The organism is Mesorhizobium sp. 1M-11 (genome assembly GCF_001303895.1).
Lineage (GTDB): Bacteria > Pseudomonadota > Alphaproteobacteria > Rhizobiales > Rhizobiaceae > Mesorhizobium.
In genome coordinates this window covers 151,338-169,011 of sequence record NZ_LJSD01000001.1, presented here as the reverse complement: position 1 = coordinate 169,011, position 17,674 = coordinate 151,338, and the positions used below count along the sequence as shown (strand labels likewise).

The 17,674-nt window shown below is 62.0% G+C and carries 20 protein-coding genes and 1 riboswitch; of the genes, 15 read left to right on the top strand and 5 right to left on the bottom strand.

Annotated elements, in window-relative coordinates:
• Together cobW and AO692_RS00775 are read right to left on the bottom strand one after the other, a co-directional pair.
• On the bottom strand, positions 1-1,038 hold the full coding sequence (gene cobW, locus AO692_RS00780) for a cobalamin biosynthesis protein CobW (RefSeq protein ID WP_054308118.1): 1,038 nt from the start codon (positions 1,036-1,038) through the stop codon (positions 1-3).
• Between the two features lie 2 nt (positions 1,039-1,040).
• Positions 1,041-1,466, bottom strand: a complete 426-nt coding sequence (locus AO692_RS00775) for a DUF1636 family protein (protein ID WP_054308117.1) — start codon at positions 1,464-1,466, stop codon at positions 1,041-1,043.
• Between the two features lie 33 nt (positions 1,467-1,499).
• Positions 1,500-1,703, bottom strand: a riboswitch (cobalamin riboswitch).
• 205 nt (positions 1,704-1,908) lie between these two features.
• Here AO692_RS00775 and AO692_RS00770 point away from each other — a divergent pair.
• A complete protein-coding gene (locus tag AO692_RS00770; RefSeq protein WP_054308116.1) occupies positions 1,909-2,613 on the top strand; it encodes an SDR family oxidoreductase in 705 nt (234 codons plus the stop codon).
• Positions 2,614-2,631: 18 nt separating this feature from the next.
• Here AO692_RS00770 and AO692_RS00765 read toward each other — a convergent pair whose 3' ends face one another.
• Positions 2,632-3,120 carry an AAA family ATPase gene (locus AO692_RS00765; RefSeq protein ID WP_054308115.1) on the bottom strand — a complete coding sequence of 163 codons (489 nt, stop codon included), beginning with the start codon at positions 3,118-3,120 and terminating at the stop codon, positions 2,632-2,634.
• A gap of 25 nt (positions 3,121-3,145) precedes the next feature.
• The gene (locus tag AO692_RS00760) at positions 3,146-3,619 is read right to left on the bottom strand and encodes a GNAT family N-acetyltransferase (protein ID WP_054308434.1); all 474 of its coding nucleotides are present in this window, start codon (positions 3,617-3,619) and stop codon (positions 3,146-3,148) included.
• Between the two features lie 195 nt (positions 3,620-3,814).
• On the opposite strand from AO692_RS00760, the gene AO692_RS00755 reads away from it, so the two are divergent.
• Entirely contained in the window at positions 3,815-4,678 is an 864-nt protein-coding gene (locus AO692_RS00755) for an alpha/beta hydrolase (protein ID WP_054308114.1), read from the top strand.
• 52 nt (positions 4,679-4,730) lie between these two features.
• Here the strand turns inward: AO692_RS00755 and AO692_RS00750 are convergent, their stop codons facing one another.
• Entirely contained in the window at positions 4,731-5,945 is a 1,215-nt protein-coding gene (locus AO692_RS00750) for a winged helix-turn-helix domain-containing protein (protein WP_054308113.1), read from the bottom strand.
• A gap of 329 nt (positions 5,946-6,274) precedes the next feature.
• Between AO692_RS00750 and AO692_RS00745 the strand changes: the two genes are divergently transcribed.
• The 13 genes from AO692_RS00745 to nuoK all read left to right on the top strand — a co-directional run bounded on the left by AO692_RS00745 (position 6,275) and on the right by nuoK (position 17,667).
• Positions 6,275-6,640 carry an NADH-quinone oxidoreductase subunit A gene (locus tag AO692_RS00745; protein WP_054308112.1) on the top strand — a complete coding sequence of 122 codons (366 nt, stop codon included), beginning with the start codon at positions 6,275-6,277 and terminating at the stop codon, positions 6,638-6,640.
• Positions 6,631-7,212 (top strand): NADH-quinone oxidoreductase subunit B, encoded by a 582-nt coding sequence (locus AO692_RS00740; RefSeq protein ID WP_054308111.1) that lies wholly within the window; start codon positions 6,631-6,633, stop codon positions 7,210-7,212. Before AO692_RS00745 ends, AO692_RS00740 begins: the two co-directional genes overlap by 10 nt.
• Positions 7,213-7,218: 6 nt before the next feature.
• A complete protein-coding gene (locus tag AO692_RS00735; protein ID WP_054308110.1) occupies positions 7,219-7,821 on the top strand; it encodes an NADH-quinone oxidoreductase subunit C in 603 nt (200 codons plus the stop codon).
• A gap of 126 nt (positions 7,822-7,947) precedes the next feature.
• Positions 7,948-9,138, top strand: a complete 1,191-nt coding sequence (locus tag AO692_RS00730) for an NADH-quinone oxidoreductase subunit D (RefSeq protein ID WP_054308109.1) — start codon at positions 7,948-7,950, stop codon at positions 9,136-9,138.
• Between the two features lie 14 nt (positions 9,139-9,152).
• Complete coding sequence (locus AO692_RS00725; protein WP_152979664.1) at positions 9,153-9,527, top strand: hypothetical protein; 375 nt, start codon at positions 9,153-9,155, stop codon at positions 9,525-9,527.
• 3 nt (positions 9,528-9,530) lie between these two features.
• On the top strand, positions 9,531-10,760 hold the full coding sequence (locus tag AO692_RS00720) for an NADH-quinone oxidoreductase subunit E (protein WP_054308107.1): 1,230 nt from the start codon (positions 9,531-9,533) through the stop codon (positions 10,758-10,760).
• Between the two features lie 10 nt (positions 10,761-10,770).
• On the top strand, positions 10,771-12,075 hold the full coding sequence (gene nuoF / locus AO692_RS00715) for an NADH-quinone oxidoreductase subunit NuoF (protein WP_054308106.1): 1,305 nt from the start codon (positions 10,771-10,773) through the stop codon (positions 12,073-12,075).
• A 94-nt stretch (positions 12,076-12,169) separates the two neighbouring features.
• A complete protein-coding gene (locus AO692_RS00710; RefSeq protein WP_054308105.1) occupies positions 12,170-12,895 on the top strand; it encodes an NADH-ubiquinone dehydrogenase in 726 nt (241 codons plus the stop codon).
• Positions 12,896-12,992: 97 nt separating this feature from the next.
• Entirely contained in the window at positions 12,993-15,071 is a 2,079-nt protein-coding gene (gene nuoG, locus AO692_RS00705) for an NADH-quinone oxidoreductase subunit NuoG (protein WP_054308104.1), read from the top strand.
• A 3-nt stretch (positions 15,072-15,074) separates the two neighbouring features.
• Positions 15,075-16,118: an NADH-quinone oxidoreductase subunit NuoH gene (gene nuoH / locus AO692_RS00700; protein ID WP_054308103.1), complete on the top strand. Its 1,044-nt coding sequence runs from the start codon at positions 15,075-15,077 to the stop codon at positions 16,116-16,118.
• Positions 16,118-16,609 carry an NADH-quinone oxidoreductase subunit NuoI gene (nuoI, locus tag AO692_RS00695; protein WP_054308102.1) on the top strand — a complete coding sequence of 164 codons (492 nt, stop codon included), beginning with the start codon at positions 16,118-16,120 and terminating at the stop codon, positions 16,607-16,609. Before nuoH ends, nuoI begins: the two co-directional genes overlap by 1 nt.
• 127 nt (positions 16,610-16,736) lie before the next feature.
• A complete protein-coding gene (locus AO692_RS00690; RefSeq protein WP_054308101.1) occupies positions 16,737-17,357 on the top strand; it encodes an NADH-quinone oxidoreductase subunit J in 621 nt (206 codons plus the stop codon).
• A gap of 1 nt (position 17,358) precedes the next feature.
• Positions 17,359-17,667: an NADH-quinone oxidoreductase subunit NuoK gene (gene nuoK / locus AO692_RS00685; protein ID WP_054308100.1), complete on the top strand. Its 309-nt coding sequence runs from the start codon at positions 17,359-17,361 to the stop codon at positions 17,665-17,667.
• Positions 17,668-17,674: the final 7 nt, after the last annotated feature.

Sequence of the window (17,674 nt, the reverse complement as noted above, 5' to 3'; positions counted from 1 at the left end):
TTATCCTACCAGGATCTTCTCGATGGCCGGGCGGTCAAGCCCCTTCAGCCCGATCACCACCAGCCGCGAGCGACGTTCGTCTTCCGCCGTCCAGGCGCGATCATAATAGTGGTTCACGCGCGGTCCAACCGCCTGCAGGAGAAGTCGCATCGGCTTCGCATCCACTTCGACGAAACCCTTCACGCGCAGCACATTCTCCTTGTCCGCGGCTTCCGCGACACGGCGGGCGAGATCTTCCGGATTGGCAACGGAAGGGATCTCGACCACGAACGTATCGAAGTCATCGTGTTCATGGTCGCCCATGCCGTCATGATGGCTCTTGCGGTTCTCGATGTCGTCCTCGACGGCGAGGCCGAGCCCAAGCAATATGGACGGATCGACCTTGCCCTGTGCGGTCGGCACCACCTTGACGGCGCGCGCGACATGCTCGCTCAGCACGGCGTTGGCACGCGCCGCGCCGGCCTCGTCCAGCAGGTCGTTCTTGGAGAGGATGATCAGGTCGGCACAGGCGACCTGATCTTCGAACACTTCCTCGACCGGGTCGTCATGGTCGAGCGTACCATCGGCCGCGCGCTGAGCGGCGAGCGCATCCATGTCCGAGGCAACGCGACCTTCGGCGAGAGCCGGGCCATCAACCACGGCGACGACGCCGTCCACGGTGACGCGGTTCTTCACCGTTGGCCACTGAAAGGCCTGCACCAGTGGCTTCGGCAATGCGAGACCGGAGGTTTCGATCAGGATGTGGTCGACCTTCGGCGTGCGTGCCAGGATCTGGTCGAGCGCCGGCACGAAGTCGTCGGCGACCGTGCAGCAGATGCAGCCATTGGCGAGTTCAACGATGTTTTCCTCAGGACAAGAGTCGACGCCGCAGCCTTTCAGAATCTCGCCATCGACGCCGACATCGCCGAATTCGTTGACGATGAGGGCCAGCCGCTTGCCTTTCGCGTTCTCGAGGATGTTGCGGATCAGCGTCGTCTTACCGGCGCCGAGGAAGCCGGTGACGACGGTGCAGGGCACACGGGAAACGGAAGCGGTCATGTCTATTCCTTCAGCATGGCAAGGGGAGGAATGCGCGCGACGAGGCCGCGCTTGAGAGAATCGGGGCGACCACGCCATGGGATGAGGCCGTCCTGCGATGTGGCGAAGAGTTCTGCACCGGTGACGAGGTCTGAGCCTGATTCGGCGGTCAGGTCACCAAAGACATAGCTCCAGCAACCGTCGCGCAGCAGCGCAGCCGAAAGGCGGCGCTTGCAATTGCCCAGGCACTCGACGGTGCGGACTTCGATGGTCCCGCTGTCTCGGGCTGCGGCGCGGGTGGCTTCGGCCAACAGCGCGCCGGCGCGAGGATGAGCGTCGGAGCCGTTTTCGTCACGACAGGACGAGCACACGACAATGGTGACCGGCGCGGTCCCCACGTCCGCTGCCACACTCTCCGTCTCAGCCAAAAAACTGCCGTTGCAATCCAAATCAGGCTCCTTGCCCGGGACACCCGCCAGGCGTTGGGATTCTGGTTAGACGGCAGGTCTCCTGGCTCGCGGGTCGGTGCCTTGGTGCCGCCTTCCCGGGAAATCCCAGTGGCTATCGGCCTTGGCTCGCCGCTCACAGTTGCGGGGACAGCCGCGGAATTGAGGCTGCCGCCTCGCACCGCATTCCCTCTTCGCTCCTCCCGGTGAAGGGAAGAGACCGTCTTTGTCGGATTTAGGCTTGGCCGGGCCACGCTGTCAACGCGCGCTTACGGCGGATAACGTCGCATGCGTGTTGGTACGTGAATCCTGTCCGCCCTTTATTCTCCAACCTGGCCCTGCCGAACTTGCCTCTTGCCTGGGTTTGCTTATCGCCGTCTGATGTTATCACAGATGGAAGCATGGCAGGGCCTCTCGGCCCGGTCGTATCGGACAGGAGATGGTTATGACGGTTCAAAAGGTGGCGATGGTGACCGCAGGTGGCAGCGGCATGGGTGCTGCCGCGGCGCGCAAGCTGGCGGCGGACGGATACAAGGTCGCGATCCTGTCATCGTCCGGCAAGGGCGAGGCGCTGGCCAAGGAACTCGGCGGCGTCGGGGTCACCGGCTCGAACCAGTCCAACGAGGATTTACGCCGGCTGGTCGATCTTGCTGTTTCGACGTGGGGACGCATCGATGTGCTGGTCAACAGCGCCGGCCACGGCCCGCGTGCGCAGATCCTCGAGATCAGCGACGAGGACTGGCACAAGGGCCTCGACACCTATCTGATGAATGTCATCCGCCCGACGCGGCTGGTGACGCCGGTGATGCAGCAGCAGAAGGCCGGCGCCATCATCAACATCTCGACCGCCTGGACCTTCGAGCCGAGCCCCATGTTTCCGACGTCCACGGTGTTCCGCGCAGGTCTTGCTTCCTTCACCAAGATTTTCGTCGAGGCCTATTCCGGCGACAACGTCCGCATGAACAATGTGCTGCCGGGCTGGATCGACAGTTTGCCGGCCACCGAGGAGCGACGCGACAGCGTACCCTTGAAGCGCTACGGAACCAGCGAGGAGATCGCCGCCACGATCGCCTTCCTCGCTTCCGACGCCGCCGGCTACATCACGGGCCAGAACATCCGCGTCGATGGTGGTGTGACACGCTCCGTGTAGCGGGTATAAAAGCGGCAACTAGGCCAACTGCAGAATCTGATTGACGGTTGCTTCGACCGGACCGCTCGAATCGATCTCATGATCGGCGGACTCGCGAAGCAGGGGCTCGATCATTTCGACCAGTTCGGCAATCTTGGCACGCTCGCTCTCGGCATGGCCATAACCGCCTGACGTCCGAGCCGACACCCGTCGCATGATCGTATCGATCGACGCCGTGAGCAGGATCACGGTGTCGATCAGCGGAAAAAGCTCCCCCATGTTCTCGGCACAGCCGCTGACGAAGAGCATGGCTTCGCGCGGCTGGGAAAGCAGCATCCGCACCTTATCGACCTGCCACACCCAGTCCTTGCCGTCCTCGGGTGTCAGAGTGTCGTCGGGAGCGGCGTCGATCCAGTGAGACCATTCCGGCGTATCGAGATCGTAAGCCGCATAACCACGCGCTGCCAGTTCCCTGACCGTGGCCGACTTGCCGGTTCCGGACATGCCGGTGATCAAGACGCGTTTCATGTGGGGGCTCGGGAGGCGGATCGGCTCAGAGATCCAGCGCCAGATGTTTGCGCATATAGACTGTGGTGCCTCCCATATACGGTTCCTGTTCGGTGATGACGTAACCCAGCCGTTGGTAGAGCGCGATGTTGGCCTCGAATGCGGCATTGGTCAGCAGGCGGGTTTCGTTGTGGCCGGCCTGCCGGGCCGCCTGTTCGGCATGATGGAGCAGTATCTTGCCGAGCCCCTTTCCCTGTTGAGCCGGCACTACACAGACATTCTCGATCCACAGATGATCGTTTTCCAGGATCGTCTCGATCAGGCCAGCGATCTCGGTGTCGAGGTAAAGCAGCGTGAACTGGTGCTTTTGCAGCGCCTCGTCGTAGTCGGCTTTCATCGGGCTCGGCTCGCGTCCGATCACCGGAATCCATTTCGAATAGGCCGCGTGGACGATGTCGCGAACCAGAGCCACGTCGGCGATTGTTGCGGCTCGGAATCGGGCACTGGACTCATGCGGCATGCGACGGTCTTTCGGTTGGCGGTCTGTTTCGCGTAACGGGCTGGGATTCCAGGAAGCGGCAAACATGCCATCGGCTCGTGGCTGGTCGCCAGCTGCCAGAAGAAAATTTTGCCTGACCATGTCGGAATGTGAAACGCAGCTTCGTCTTATCGTCAGCGTTACCGAAAACGCATGAGACAACCAACGGAGAACCTTATGTTCCGCGCATTGTTAGTTGCCGCTGCCACCTTTCTCGCCGGCCCGGCATTCGCCGGATCCGATGCCGTCGGCGATCGCGTCGAGGTCAATGGCATGAAGATGTACTACGAGGTGTCAGGCGAGGGTGAGCCGCTGGTCGTCCTGCATGGCGCCTACATGAACATCCCTTCCATGGGCGAGATCATCCCGACGCTGGCCAAGACCCATAAGGTCTATGCGCTGGAGTTCCAGGGACATGGCCGCACCACCGATATCGACCGGCCGATCACCTATCCCAACCTCGCAGACGATGTCGCCGGCTTCATGGACAAGGTAGGGCTGAAGAAGGCGGACGTGTTCGGCTATTCGATGGGCGCAGCCGCCGGCCTGCAACTCGCCATCCGTCATCCCGAAAAGGTCAACAAGCTCGTTGCTGCCTCCGCGGCTTATGACGCCAAGGGCTGGCAACCTGAATTCACCGCCTTCATCCCGCAGATGAACGTCGAGATGTTCGTCAACATGCCTTTCGCCGCCGATTACAAGAAGCTCGCCGCCAATCCGGACGGTTTCCCCGCCCTTGTCGCCAAGCTGATCCAGCTCGAGAAGGAGCCGATGGCCTGGGAGGCCGACGTGAAGGCGCTGAAGATGCCGGTGCTGATCATCAGCGGCGATGCGGATGTGGCTACGCTTGAACATTCGGTTGCGCTGTTCCGGCTGCTTGGCGGTGGTGCGATGGGCGACATGGGCAAGCCGCTTGCCGCCTCGCGCCTTGCGATCATGCCGGCAACCTCGCACACCGCCGTCATTACTCAGCCAGCGTTGCTCTTCGCCTTCACCGAGCCATTCCTGAAGGGTGAGACACCCAAGGGCATGTTCCAGTAAACCGGAGAGAGTCCGAGGGAGAAGGAGGCGCTGCGGTGCCTCCTTTGCTTTTTCAGGCTGCCTTCGCTGTCATGGCAACATCGGCGAGCGCAGGGCCGAGATCGCCGGCAGGTGCTACCTCGATACGCTCGAGGCCAAGCCAGCCTTGCATCAGCTTCAGTTCCTCGAACAGCTCGGCCGCCGTTTCTTGTGGTGCCGCCGGCTCGGCATAGGCGGCATGCACGCGCAGCACGCCGGCCGGCCGGTCGGCCTTCAGGTCAATGCGCGCCACGATCTTCTCGTCATAGAGGAAGGGCAAAACATAATAGCCATACTGCCGCTTCTCGGCAGGCGTGTAGATTTCGATACGGTAGCGGAAGTCGAACAGGTTCTCGGCGCGGCTGCGCTCGAACACCAGCGGATCGAAGGGGGCAAGCAGGGCACGCGCCTCGACCTTGCGCGGCTGGCGTGCATCCTTGTGCAGATAGGCCGGCTTGTCCCAGCCTTCGACACGGACCGGGATCAGTTCACCTTCCTCGACAAGCTCCTCAAGCCGCCCCTTGGTATCGTGCGGCGCGAGCCGGAAATAGTCGCGCAGGCAGGAATAGGTCGCCACGCCGTGGGCTCGCGCCGAAAGTCGCAGCAATTCACGGTGTGCATCCTCGGGCGAGGGGACAGGCATATCAAGCACCGCCCGTGGCAGCACACGTTCCGGCAGATCGTAGAGCCGCTCGAATCCGCGACGCGAATGGGTGGTGATGCGCCCTGCCCAGAATAGCCATTCGAAAGCGTGCTTGGCGGCACTCCACCCCCACCAGCCGCCATTGCCCTTGTAGCCCTCGATTTCGGACGCGGCGATCGGCCCGCGCGCTTCGACCTCGCGGTAGATCTCTTCGATCATGGACGTGTTCTGGCAGCCCCATTTGGCGAGCCCCAGATACATTTCCTCGCCGCGCCCGGCGCGTTCCATACGCCAGCGCATGAGAGGATAGGTTTCGACCGGCAGCAGGGATGCCTCATGCGCCCAGTATTCGAACAGCAGGCGCTTGCGGCCCGGTGCCATCGCGTCGTCGAGCAAGGACATAGGGTAGGGACCGAGGCGCGAATAGAGCGGCATGTAATGCGCGCGCACCACGGCACTGACGGAATCAATCTGCAAGAGCCCGGTACGCGAAAGCACGCGCCCAAGGTGGCGGCGGTCGGGTGTGCCAACTGGTCGCGGGTCGGCAAAGCCCTGCGCGGCGAGTGCGATGCGGCGAGCTGTTTTGAGTGAGATCCGGTCTTTCATCCTGACGACATTTTGACTGTTGGGACGAGCCGATGCTGGCGGCGATTCCGCTCATGCTAGCAGGGTTTGGCCCTCAATCCTGTCAGGAGATAAAAGTGGAGTAAAAAGTGAAGGAAATCAAATAGGAGCTGATCGGACCAGTTTTGCTGGAAGAGGCGTCCACAGTCGCATTTTGGACAAGGTTTGACTTGCTTCGCCGAATGCGCTGCGCTAACCGTCGCCGCATTGCAGCATGGGCCCGTAAACGGTCCGGCGGTTGAACCCACATGCTTCCGCCCTAAGGTCTTGTGCTGTATCAGGTGGATCAGCCACCAATGGAAAGTCGCAGCATGAACGCACTCCTCAGTTCGTACCTGCCCATCGTCCTCTTCATCGGTGTGGCGCTGGTCGTCGGCCTTGCCCTTATCGTGGCGCCATTCCTGGTCGCCTACCGCAATCCGGACCCGGAAAAGCTGTCGGCCTACGAGTGCGGTTTCAATTCCTTCGACGACGCCCGCATGAAATTCGACATCCGCTTCTATCTGGTGTCGATCCTTTTCATCATCTTCGATCTGGAAGTGGCCTTCCTGTTCCCGTGGGCGGTCTCGTTCAGCCAGATCGGCATGCTCGGCTTCTGGTCGATGATGGTTTTCCTCGGCGTGCTGACCATCGGTTTCGCCTATGAATGGAAAAAAGGAGCGCTGGAATGGGATTGAACGACAGTTCCGGTACGCTCGTCGCACCAAAGCCGAAAGGCATTCTCGATCCGAAGACCGGCAAGCCGGTCGGTTCGGACGATCCCTTCTTTCTGGACATCAACAACGAGCTCGCCGACAAGGGCTTCCTCGTCACTTCGAGCGAGGCGCTGATCACCTGGGCGCGCACTGGCTCGCTGATGTACATGACCTTCGGTCTGGCCTGCTGTGCGGTGGAGATGATCCACACCGCCATGCCGCGCTACGACAGCGAGCGCTTCGGCATCGCGCCACGCGCATCACCGCGCCAGTCGGACGTGATGATCGTCGCCGGTACGCTCACCAACAAGATGGCGCCTGCGCTGCGCAAGGTCTACGACCAGATGCCGGAGCCGCGCTACGTCATCTCGATGGGCTCCTGCGCCAATGGCGGCGGTTATTATCACTATTCCTATTCAGTGGTGCGCGGCTGCGATCGCGTGGTGCCAGTCGACATTTATGTGCCCGGCTGTCCGCCGACTGCCGAGGCGTTGCTCTACGGCCTGCTTCTTCTGCAGAAGAAGATACGCCGCACCGGCACGATCGAACGGTGAACTGTCATGAGTGAAGCCCTCAACGCCCTTGCCTCTCACATCAAGGACAAGCTCGGCGCTACGGTGGTCGACAGCGTTCTCGCCTATGGCGAGCTGACGGTGCTGGTCAATGCCGCCGATATCGTCAAGGCGGCAACCTTCCTGCGGGACGACGCCAAGTGTCAGTTCGTTTCGTTCATCGACGTCTCCGGTGCTGACTATCCCTCTCGGGCGTTGCGCTTCGATGTCGTCTACCACCTGCTCTCGCCGAAGCAGAATCTGCGCATCCGACTCAAGACTCACGCCGATGAGGAAACGGTGGTTCCGTCCGTGACCGCCGTCTGGCCAGGTGCCGACTGGTTCGAGCGCGAGACCTACGATCTTTATGGTGTGCTGTTCTCCGGTCATCCGGATCTGCGCCGCATCCTGACGGACTACGGTTTCGACGGTCATCCGCTGCGCAAGGACTTCCCGCTCACCGGTTTCGTCGAAGTGCGCTACGACGACGAGGCCAAGCGCGTGATCTACGAGCCGGTGGAGCTGAAGCAGGAATTCCGCAGTTTTGATTTCCTCTCGCCCTGGGAAGGCACGGACTACGTGCTGCCGGGCGATGAAAAGGCGAAGCAATGACCGGCGACAAAGCGGCTGGCGGCTCGATGGTGCGCAAGGTGCTGTGGCTGGTTCCAGCCGGCGCGACCGCGTATGTCGTGGCTCGGCTCGTGAAGGCGCTCTAGGCAGCAAGGTCTGTGAAAACAAATGGCTGAGACCTCAGTTCGCAACTTCAATATCAACTTCGGCCCGCAGCATCCGGCCGCGCACGGCGTTCTGCGTCTCGTGCTGGAGCTGGATGGTGAGGTGGTTGATCGCGTCGATCCGCATATCGGCCTGCTGCACCGCGGCACCGAGAAGCTGATCGAACACAAGACCTATCTGCAGGCCGTGCCTTATCTCGACCGGCTCGACTATTGCGCGCCGATGAACCAGGAGCATGCTTTCGCGCTCGCCGCCGAGAAGCTGCTCGGCATCGAGGTGCCGAAGCGCGGCCAGTTGATCCGCGTTCTCTATTCCGAAATCGGCCGCATCATGTCGCACATTCTCAATGTGACGACGCAGGCCATGGACGTGGGCGCGCTTACCCCACCGCTGTGGGGCTTTGTCGAGCGCGAAAAGCTGATGGTGTTCTATGAGCGGGCATCCGGCTCGCGCATGCATGCCGCCTATTTCCGTCCAGGTGGTGTGCACCAGGACCTGCCGAAGCAGCTCATCGAAGACATCGGCAGATGGATCGATCCGTTCCTGAAGTCGCTCGACGATCTCGATGCACTGCTCACGCCCAACCGCATCTTCAAGCAGCGCAATGCCGATATCGGCGTCGTCTCGCTGGCTGATGCCTGGGCCTGGGGTTTCTCGGGTGTGATGGTGCGTGGTTCGGGTGCGGCCTGGGATTTGCGCAAGTCGCAGCCCTACGAATGCTATTCCGAGCTGGAATTCGACATTCCCATCGGCAAGAACGGTGACTGCTACGATCGCTATCTCATCCGCATGGAAGAGATGCGCCAGTCGGCCCGCATCATGCGGCAGTGCATCGATCTTCTGCTTGGCAAGGAGAGCGCCGGTCCGGTGTCGAACATCGACGGCAAGGTGGTGCCGCCGAAGCGTGGCGAGATGAAGCGTTCGATGGAAGCGCTCATCCATCACTTCAAGCTCTACACCGAGGGTTATCGCGTGCCGGCCGGTGAGGTCTATGCCGCCGTCGAAGCGCCGAAGGGCGAGTTCGGCGTCTTCATGGTCTCCGACGGCACCAACAAGCCTTATCGCTGCAAGCTGCGCGCACCCGGTTTCGCGCATCTGCAGGCCATGGATTTCCTGTGCCGCGGCCACATGCTGGCCGACGTCACCGCCATCCTCGGATCCCTCGACATCGTGTTCGGAGAGGTGGATCGGTGAGGCTTGGCGCGCTAATGGCAGTCAACGTTGCAGCGTTGCTCGCCTTGCCATCGCTGGCAAGCGCCGAGGGGGTTGCAGATTCCGTTGATGCTTTGGTGGACGAAGGGTTTTTGCCGATTGCGGCCGGCGATCTCATCATGGAACGGCAGATAATGCGTCCTATGGATACCGGGATATTTGTAATGGGAGACCCGCTCTGTCGGGAACAGAGCGAGCCGATGTTCATGGCTTCGATAGGCGGCCCGCTGCGCGAATGCGACGTAAGCTATGTGGCGGCTCGTCATGGAAAATTCATGCGAATGGTTCGTGGCGTAGAAGAATATGTTTGTGTCCGCGACGGCACCACCAAGTGCTATCGCGTGTCCGAGCAGGAAACAGGTAAGCAATAGGCCATGTCAGTCCGTCGTCTCGCAGATGCCAGCGTCCAGCCAGCTTCCTTCGCCTTCAACAAGGCGAATTCGGCGTCGGCCAGGAAGTGGATCGCCAAATATCCCAAGGGCCGTGAACAGTCGGCCATCATCCCGCTTCTGATGCTGGCGCAGGAGCAGGAAGGCTGGGTCACCAAGGCTGCGATCGAGTCGATCTGCGAGATGCTGGGCATGCCCTATATCCGCGGGCTGGAAGTCGCCACCTTCTATACGCAGTACCAGCTGAAGCCGGTCGGCACCCGCGCCCACGTCCAGGTATGCGGCACCACGCCCTGCATGCTGCGCGGCTCCGAAGAGCTGATGGATGTCTGCCGTTCCAAGATCCATCACGACCAGTTCCACACCAACGAAGCCGGTACGCTGTCGTGGGAAGAGGTCGAGTGCCTCGGCGCCTGCGTGAACGCGCCGATGGTCATGATCTTCAAGGATACCTATGAGGATCTGACGCCGGAGCGGCTGGCCGAGATCATCGATGATTTCGAAGCAGGCAAGGGGCATTCCGTGCCAGTCGGTCCGCAGAACGGCCGCCATTTCTCGGCGCCGGTGAGCGGCTTCACCGCGTTGGCCGATGAGAAGGCGATCCTCAAGTCCACGCGCGACAAGGCGACCAAGGCAGCTGCACGGACCACGAAGGAAACGCCTCTTGTCGCTGCCGAGCCGGTCAAGGCTGCCGCCGTGCCCCCGTCCAACGCCGCCAAGCCGAAGACCAACGCCATCGAAACCAGCCCGGCAGTGAAAACGCCATCGAAGGTCAAGGCCGCTCCGGCTGCTGAAAATGCCACGAGCGTCAAGGCGCCGAAGGCCAAGGCCGAAGCCAAGCCGGCCGCGGTATCCGCCAAGGCTGAAACCGCCGCTGCCGCGCCCAAGAAAGCCCCGGCAAAGAGGGAAGCTGCGCCCGCCAAGCCTTCGCTCGACCACAAGAACCGGCCGAAGGGAATCTCGAAGCCGGCTGCCGTTGACGATCTCAAGCTGATCTCCGGAGTCGGTCCGAAGATTGAGGCGACGCTGCATGAACTCGGCATCTTCACCTATGCCCAGGTGGCGTCCTGGAAAAAGGCCGAGCGCGAATGGGTCGACGGCTATCTTTCCTTCCACGGCCGCATCGAGCGTGAGGACTGGGTGAAGCAGGCCAAGGCGCTCGCCAAGGGCGGGGTCGAGGAATACATCCGCGTGTTCGGCAAGAAACCGGTCTGAGGGACGAAAAATGCTTCAGGACAAGGACCGCATCTTCACCAATATCTACGGCCGCTTCGACCAGTCGCTGCAAGGCGCCATGGCGCGTGGACAGTGGGATGGCACCAAGGCCATCATCGACAAGGGCCGCGACTGGATCATCAACGAGATGAAGGCGTCGGGCCTGCGCGGTCGCGGCGGCGCCGGCTTCCCGACGGGCCTCAAATGGTCGTTCATGCCCAAGCAGAGCGATGGCCGTCCGAGCTATCTCGTCGTCAATGCCGACGAATCCGAACCGGGAACCTGCAAGGATCGCGATATTCTGCGCCACGATCCTCACACATTGGTCGAAGGTTGCCTGCTCGCCGGCTTCGCCATGGGTGCGGTGGCAGCCTACATCTACGTGCGCGGCGAGTTCATCCGCGAACGCGAAGCCCTGCAGCGGGCCATCGACGAGGCCTATGAGGCCAAGCTGATCGGCAAGGGCAACAAGAACGGCTACGATTTCGACGTCTACGTCCATCACGGTGCCGGCGCCTATATCTGCGGCGAAGAAACTGCGCTGCTGGAAAGCCTCGAAGGCAAGAAGGGCCAGCCGCGCCTGAAGCCGCCGTTCCCGGCAAATGTCGGCCTTTATGGCTGCCCGACCACGGTCAACAATGTCGAGTCGATCGCAGTCGCTCCGACCATTCTGCGCCGCGGTGCGGCCTGGTTCTCGTCGATCGGCCGTCCGAACAATGTCGGCACCAAGTTGTTCATGCTGGTTGGCCACGTCAACACGCCCTGCACGGTCGAAGAGGCAATGGGCATCACCTTCCGTGAACTCGTCGAGAAGCATGGCGGCGGTGTGCGCGGCGGCTGGGACAATCTGCTCGCCGTCATTCCTGGCGGCGCTTCGTGCCCGGTCATCAAGGGACCGGATATCCTCGACGCGCCGATGGATTTCGATGGCATGCGCGAACTGAAGTCGTCCTTCGGTACCGCGGCTGTCATCGTGATGGATAAGTCGACGGATATCGTGAAGGCGATCGCCCGGCTTGCCTATTTCTTCAAGCATGAGAGCTGCGGCCAGTGCACGCCGTGCCGCGAAGGCACCGGCTGGATGTGGCGCGTGATGGAGCGACTGGTGCGGGGCGAGGCGCAGAAGCGCGAGATCGACATGCTGCTCGACGTCACGAAGCAGATCGAAGGTCACACGATCTGCGCGCTGGGCGATGCGGCGGCCTGGCCGATTCAGGGCCTGATCCGCAATTTCCGTCCGGAGATCGAGCGCCGCATCGACGAGTTCACCCGCAATGCGCACCGCGCTGAGCCGGTGCTGGTGGCGGCTGAGTAAATAGAGGCAAGAAACGAAAACCGGGACAAACCCGGATTTCAAGGAAACGGCTGAAAGCAGGGCATCAGGAACGAAACGGCTTAGGAGTGAGCCAATGTCGATGTTTCCCATACCCGACGCAGTGCCTGACAGGAACGAATTCGAGAAAATGACTCAGGATCTGACCAGGATGATGCCGCAGGAGATGGCCAGTGCCGTCAACCTGTTCGCGCACCCGGTCGCCGGCGCCGCAGCGTTCTCCGCGCTTGGCTTCGGCCTGGCAAGCCATGCCTTCGGCGTTTGGGTCGGCGCGCTGACCGGTGCCGCCGAAATTTCGCAGCGCCTGATGCAGCCGGTCCTGGACGATTTCCCGGGTTCCACCGAAAGCTTCGCCGGTCGCGATGATATACCGGCTGAAAAGGCCCCGGCAGCGCGGGCGCGCGCCACCACCAGGAGGCTCATCGCCGAGGCGCAATCCGTGGCCGAGAAGATCGCCGAACCAGTCGTCGAGACGGCCGAAGAGGCTCAGTCCACCGAGGCTGTCGTGACCGAAGTGCCGGCTCCCGCCGCGACTGTGGCTGCCTTGATGCCGGAAGGCTTCCGCAAGCCGGCTACCATCGACAAGCCTGCTGCTCCAGATGATCTCAAGGTGATCACCGGTGTTGGTCCGAAGCTTGAGAAGGTTCTCAATGACCTCGGCATCTGGACCTATGCGCAGGTCGCTGCCTGGACGCCCGCCGAGGTTGCCTGGGTGGACGACTATCTCGGCTTCAAGGGCCGCGTCGAACGCGACGGCTGGCTGGAACAAGCGGCGGCTTTGACCGCCAAGACGAAAAACTGAGCGAAGGAAAGACGACGGCGATGCAGGTCCACGACACGCACGATGTGCTCGCCGTTCGCAACGCATACGAAGCGGCCCAGGCCGCCAGGAGCAATTGATGGCAAAGCTCAAGGTCGACGGGAAAGAGATCGAGGTACCCGACCACTACACGCTGCTGCAGGCGGCGGAAGCGGCGGGCGCGGAAGTGCCGCGCTTCTGTTTCCATGAGCGTTTGTCGATTGCCGGCAACTGCCGCATGTGCCTGGTCGAGGTGAAGGGCGGTCCGCCCAAGCCGCAGGCTTCCTGCGCCATGGGCGTACGCGACTTGCGCCCCGGCCCGAACGGTGAACCGCCGGAAATGCTGACCAATTCGCCGATGGTGAAGAAGGCGCGCGAAGGCGTGATGGAGTTCCTGCTGATCAACCATCCGCTCGACTGCCCGATCTGCGACCAGGGCGGCGAATGCGACCTGCAGGATCAGGCGATGGCCTTCGGCGTCGATTCCTCGCGCTTCCACGAGAACAAGCGCGCGGTCGAGGACAAGTATATCGGCCCGTTGGTGAAGACAGTGATGAACCGCTGCATCCATTGCACGCGCTGCGTCCGCTTCACCACCGAAGTCGCTGGCATTTCCGAACTGGGCCTGATCGGTCGTGGTGAAGACGCTGAGATCACCACCTATCTCGAACAGGCGATGACGTCGGAGTTGCAGGGCAATGTCGTCGACCTCTGCCCGGTCGGCGCGCTGACCTCGAAGCCCTTTGCCTTCACAGCGCGTCCGTGGGAACTGACCAAGACCGAATCGATCGACGTCATGGACGCCGTCGGCTCGGCTATCCGCGTTGACAGTCGCGGTCGCGAAGTCATGCGCATCCTGCCGCGTGTCAACGAAGCGGTGAACGAGGAGTGGATTTCCGACAAGACCCGCTACATCTGGGACGGCCTGCGCACGCAGCGCCTCGACCGGCCTTATGTACGCAAGAACGGCAAGCTGGCCCCGGCGACCTGGGCTGAAGCTTTTGAAGCCGTGAAGGGCGCCGTCGCCAAGGCGACGCCTGAGAAGATCGGCGCCATCGCCGGCGACCTTGCTGCCGTCGAGGAAATGTATGCGCTGAAGCTGCTCGCGCAGTCGCTCGGCTCGGTCAGCATCGACTGCCGCCAGGACGGCGCCGCACTGGATCCGTCTCTTGGTCGCGCCAGCTACATCTTCAACCCGACCATCGAAGGCATCGAGCAGGCTGATGCCGTGCTCATTGTCGGCGCCAATCCCCGCTTCGAGGCTTCGGTGCTCAATGCTCGTATCCGCAAGCGCTGGCGTGCCGGCAACCTGCCGGTTGCCGTCATCGGCGAAGTCGGCGACACCCGCTACGACTATGAGGCGCTCGGTGCCGGCCCCGACACACTGAAGGACATCGCCGAAGGCAACGGCAAGTTCTTCCAGACGCTGAAGAAGGCCGAACATCCGCTCATCATCGTCGGCCAGGCCGCGCTGTCGCGCTCGGACGGCGCCGCCGTACTCGGCCAGGTCGCCAAGCTTGCTCAGGCAGTCGGCGCGGTGAAGGACGGCTGGAACGGCTTTGCCGTGCTGCATACCGCAGCTGCCCGCGTCGGCGGTCTCGACATCGGCTTCGTGCCGGGCGAGGGCGGCAAGGACACCGCGGGCATCCTGAGCGACAGCGAGGTACTGTTCCTGCTCGGTGCCGATGAACTCGATATGGCCAAGGCTTCGGGTTTCGTCGTCTATATCGGTACGCATGGCGATGCCGGTGCACACCGCGCCGACGTCATCCTGCCTGCCGCGGCCTACACCGAGAAGTCGGGCACCTACGTCAACACCGAGGGCCGCGTACAGCAGACCAACCGCGCAGGCTTCGCCCCTGGCGACGCTCGCGAGGATTGGGCGATCCTGCGTGCGCTGTCGGATGTGCTGGGCAAGAAGCTGCCCTTCGATTCGCTGGCGCAACTGAGGCAGAAGCTTTACGGCGAGCATCCGCATCTTGCCCGCATCGACCAGATCGCGGCCACCGAGGCTGGCGACGTCGCTAAGGCGGCAAAGCTTGGCGGGCGCCTTACCAAGGCAGCCTTCACTTCGGCGGTGGCGGATTTCTATTTGACGAACCCGATTGCACGCGCTTCGGCGGTGATGGCCGAATGCTCGGCGCTCGCGAAGAACGGCTTCAGGCAGGCAGCGGAATAAACCATGGACAGCTTCTTCTCCTTCTACGTGCTGCCAGCGCTGCTGATCCTGTTGAAGTCGGTCGTGCTGATCGTCGTTCTGCTGATCTTCGTGGCGTATATCCTTTATGCCGACCGCAAGATCTGGGCGGCGGTGCAGTTGCGCCGCGGTCCGAATGTCGTCGGCCCCTGGGGCACGCTGCAGGCCTTCGCCGACCTGTTCAAATTCGTGTTCAAGGAACCGGTCATTCCGGCTGGCGCCAACAAGGGCGTGTTCCTGCTGGCGCCACTGGTTTCGGCGGTTCTGGCCATCGCTGCCTGGGCGGTCATCCCGGTCAGTGACGGCTGGGCGATCGCCAACATCAATGTCGGTATCCTCTACGTCTTCGCCATCTCCTCGCTGGAGGTCTACGGCGTGATCATGGGCGGCTGGGCGTCGAACTCGAAGTATCCCTTCCTCGGGGCGCTGCGTTCGGCAGCACAGATGGTGTCCTACGAAGTCTCGATCGGCTTCGTCATCGTCACCGTGCTGCTTTGCGTCGGCTCGTTGAACCTTTCCGATATCGTGCTGTCGCAGCAGGACGGTCTGGGAACCAAGCTCGGCCTGCCCAACACCTTCCTTGATTGGCACTGGCTCGGCTTGTTCCCGATGTTCATCATCTTCTTCATCTCGGCACTGGCCGAGACGAACAGACCGCCCTTCGACCTGGTCGAAGCCGAGTCCGAACTCGTCGCCGGCCACATGGTCGAGTATTCGTCGACGCCGTTCCTGCTGTTCTTCCTCGGGGAATATGTGGCGATCGTGCTGATGTGCGCGCTCTGCACCATCCTGTTCCTCGGCGGATGGCTGCCGCCCTTCGACTTCGCGCCCTTCACCTGGGTGCCGGGTGTGATCTGGTTCGTGCTCAAGGTCTGCCTGGTGTTCTTCTTCATCTCCATGGTGAAGGCATTCGTGCCGCGCTACCGCTACGACCAACTGATGCGGCTGGGCTGGAAGGTATTCCTGCCGATCTCGCTGTTCATGGTGGTCGCGACCGCGGCATTCCTCAAGATTACGGGATGGGCATGATGGGTGCTCTCACTCAAGCCGCCAAGGCGTTGCTGCTGAAGGACTTCGTCGGCGCTTTCTTCCTGTCGATGCGGCAGTTCGTGGCGCCGAAGGAAACGATCAACTATCCGCACGAGAAGGGGCCGATCAGCCCTCGCTTCCGTGGCGAACACGCGTTGCGCCGTTATCCCAACGGCGAGGAACGCTGCATCGCCTGCAAGCTGTGCGAGGCGATCTGCCCCGCGCAGGCCATTACCATCGAGGCCGGTCCACGTCGCAACGACGGCACCCGCCGCACCGTGCGCTACGACATCGACATGGTGAAGTGCATCTATTGCGGCTTCTGCCAGGAAGCCTGCCCGGTGGACGCCATCGTGGAGGGGCCGAATTTCGAATTCGCGACGGAAACGCGCGAAGAGCTCTTTTACGACAAGGACAAGTTGCTGGCCAACGGCGACCGGTGGGAGCGCGAGCTCGCGCGCAACATCGCTTTGGATGCGCCGTATCGGTGAGTTTTGAAAAGTGGACGCGCCGCAACGGCTCGTCTAAGGACAACGCGGTTTCGCAACCGGAGGCGGGGCGAGGCCGAGAGTGGGGCAGGGCGCCAGCCAGGCCCAACAGGAACCTAGGGGAACCCCTATGCTGAACGGACTAGAGGCGGCCTTCTTCTACCTCTTCGCCTTTATCGCGGTGGCGTCGGCCTTCATGGTCATCTCGTCGCGCAACCCCGTGCATTCGGTGCTGTACCTGATCCTGACCTTCTTTAACGCGGCTGGTCTGTTCCTGCTCACCGGTGCCGAGTTCCTGGCGATGATCCTGCTTGTCGTCTACGTCGGCGCGGTCATGGTCCTGTTCCTGTTCGTGGTCATGATGCTGGATGTCGACTTCGCGGAACTGAAGAGCGGCGCCTTGCAATATGCACCGATCGGCGCGCTGGTGGGGCTGATCCTGGCGGCCGAGCTGATCATTGTGCTGGGAGGCTACACCTTCGCGCCGCAGCTCGCCTCGACGGTGGCGCAGAAGACGCCCGACATCGCGACCCGCACCAATACGGCGGCGCTCGGCGACATCCTCTATACGGACTACCTTTATTACTTCCAGATCGCCGGCCTGGTGCTTCTGGTCGCCATGATCGGCGCGATCGTGCTGACGCTGCGCCACAAGCCGGGCGTTAAGCGACAGTCGATCGCCGAGCAGGTCGGCCGCACGCCGGCGACAGCCATCGAAATCAAGAAAGTCGAGACGGGGAAGGGCATCTGAGATGACCGTCGGCATCGCACATTACCTCACGCTCTCGGCGATCCTGTTCACGCTCGGCGTGTTCGGCATCTTTTTGAACCGCAAGAACGTCATCGTCATCCTGATGTCGGTGGAACTGATCCTGCTTGCGGTGAACATCAATTTCGTCGCCTTCTCGGCGGCGCTGGGTGATCTCGTCGGCCAGGTCTTCGCGCTGTTCGTGTTGACGGTGGCGGCGGCTGAAGCGGCGATCGGTCTTGCCATCCTGGTCGTCTTCTTCCGCAACCGCGGTTCGATCGCGGTCGAAGACGTGAACATGATGAAGGGTTGAGCGAAGC

What these genes read in the sequence shown, in the direction of transcription:
- cobW (WP_054308118.1), bottom strand. Translation starts at nt 1,038, where the DNA reads ATGACCGCTTCCGTTTCCCGTGTGCCCTGCACCGTCGTCACCGGCTTC.
- AO692_RS00770 (WP_054308116.1), top strand. Translation starts at nt 1,909, where the DNA reads ATGACGGTTCAAAAGGTGGCGATGGTGACCGCAGGTGGCAGCGGCATG.
- AO692_RS00765 (WP_054308115.1), bottom strand. Translation starts at nt 3,120, where the DNA reads ATGAAACGCGTCTTGATCACCGGCATGTCCGGAACCGGCAAGTCGGCC.
- AO692_RS00760 (WP_054308434.1), bottom strand. Translation starts at nt 3,619, where the DNA reads ATGCCGCATGAGTCCAGTGCCCGATTCCGAGCCGCAACAATCGCCGAC.
- AO692_RS00755 (WP_054308114.1), top strand. Translation starts at nt 3,815, where the DNA reads ATGTTCCGCGCATTGTTAGTTGCCGCTGCCACCTTTCTCGCCGGCCCG.
- AO692_RS00750 (WP_054308113.1), bottom strand. Translation starts at nt 5,945, where the DNA reads ATGAAAGACCGGATCTCACTCAAAACAGCTCGCCGCATCGCACTCGCC.
- AO692_RS00745 (WP_054308112.1), top strand. Translation starts at nt 6,275, where the DNA reads ATGAACGCACTCCTCAGTTCGTACCTGCCCATCGTCCTCTTCATCGGT.
- AO692_RS00740 (WP_054308111.1), top strand. Translation starts at nt 6,631, where the DNA reads ATGGGATTGAACGACAGTTCCGGTACGCTCGTCGCACCAAAGCCGAAA.
- AO692_RS00735 (WP_054308110.1), top strand. Translation starts at nt 7,219, where the DNA reads ATGAGTGAAGCCCTCAACGCCCTTGCCTCTCACATCAAGGACAAGCTC.
- AO692_RS00730 (WP_054308109.1), top strand. Translation starts at nt 7,948, where the DNA reads ATGGCTGAGACCTCAGTTCGCAACTTCAATATCAACTTCGGCCCGCAG.
- AO692_RS00725 (WP_152979664.1), top strand. Translation starts at nt 9,153, where the DNA reads ATGGCAGTCAACGTTGCAGCGTTGCTCGCCTTGCCATCGCTGGCAAGC.
- AO692_RS00720 (WP_054308107.1), top strand. Translation starts at nt 9,531, where the DNA reads ATGTCAGTCCGTCGTCTCGCAGATGCCAGCGTCCAGCCAGCTTCCTTC.
- nuoF (WP_054308106.1), top strand. Translation starts at nt 10,771, where the DNA reads ATGCTTCAGGACAAGGACCGCATCTTCACCAATATCTACGGCCGCTTC.
- AO692_RS00710 (WP_054308105.1), top strand. Translation starts at nt 12,170, where the DNA reads ATGTCGATGTTTCCCATACCCGACGCAGTGCCTGACAGGAACGAATTC.
- nuoG (WP_054308104.1), top strand. Translation starts at nt 12,993, where the DNA reads ATGGCAAAGCTCAAGGTCGACGGGAAAGAGATCGAGGTACCCGACCAC.
- nuoH (WP_054308103.1), top strand. Translation starts at nt 15,075, where the DNA reads ATGGACAGCTTCTTCTCCTTCTACGTGCTGCCAGCGCTGCTGATCCTG.
- nuoI (WP_054308102.1), top strand. Translation starts at nt 16,118, where the DNA reads ATGGGTGCTCTCACTCAAGCCGCCAAGGCGTTGCTGCTGAAGGACTTC.
- AO692_RS00690 (WP_054308101.1), top strand. Translation starts at nt 16,737, where the DNA reads ATGCTGAACGGACTAGAGGCGGCCTTCTTCTACCTCTTCGCCTTTATC.
- nuoK (WP_054308100.1), top strand. Translation starts at nt 17,359, where the DNA reads ATGACCGTCGGCATCGCACATTACCTCACGCTCTCGGCGATCCTGTTC.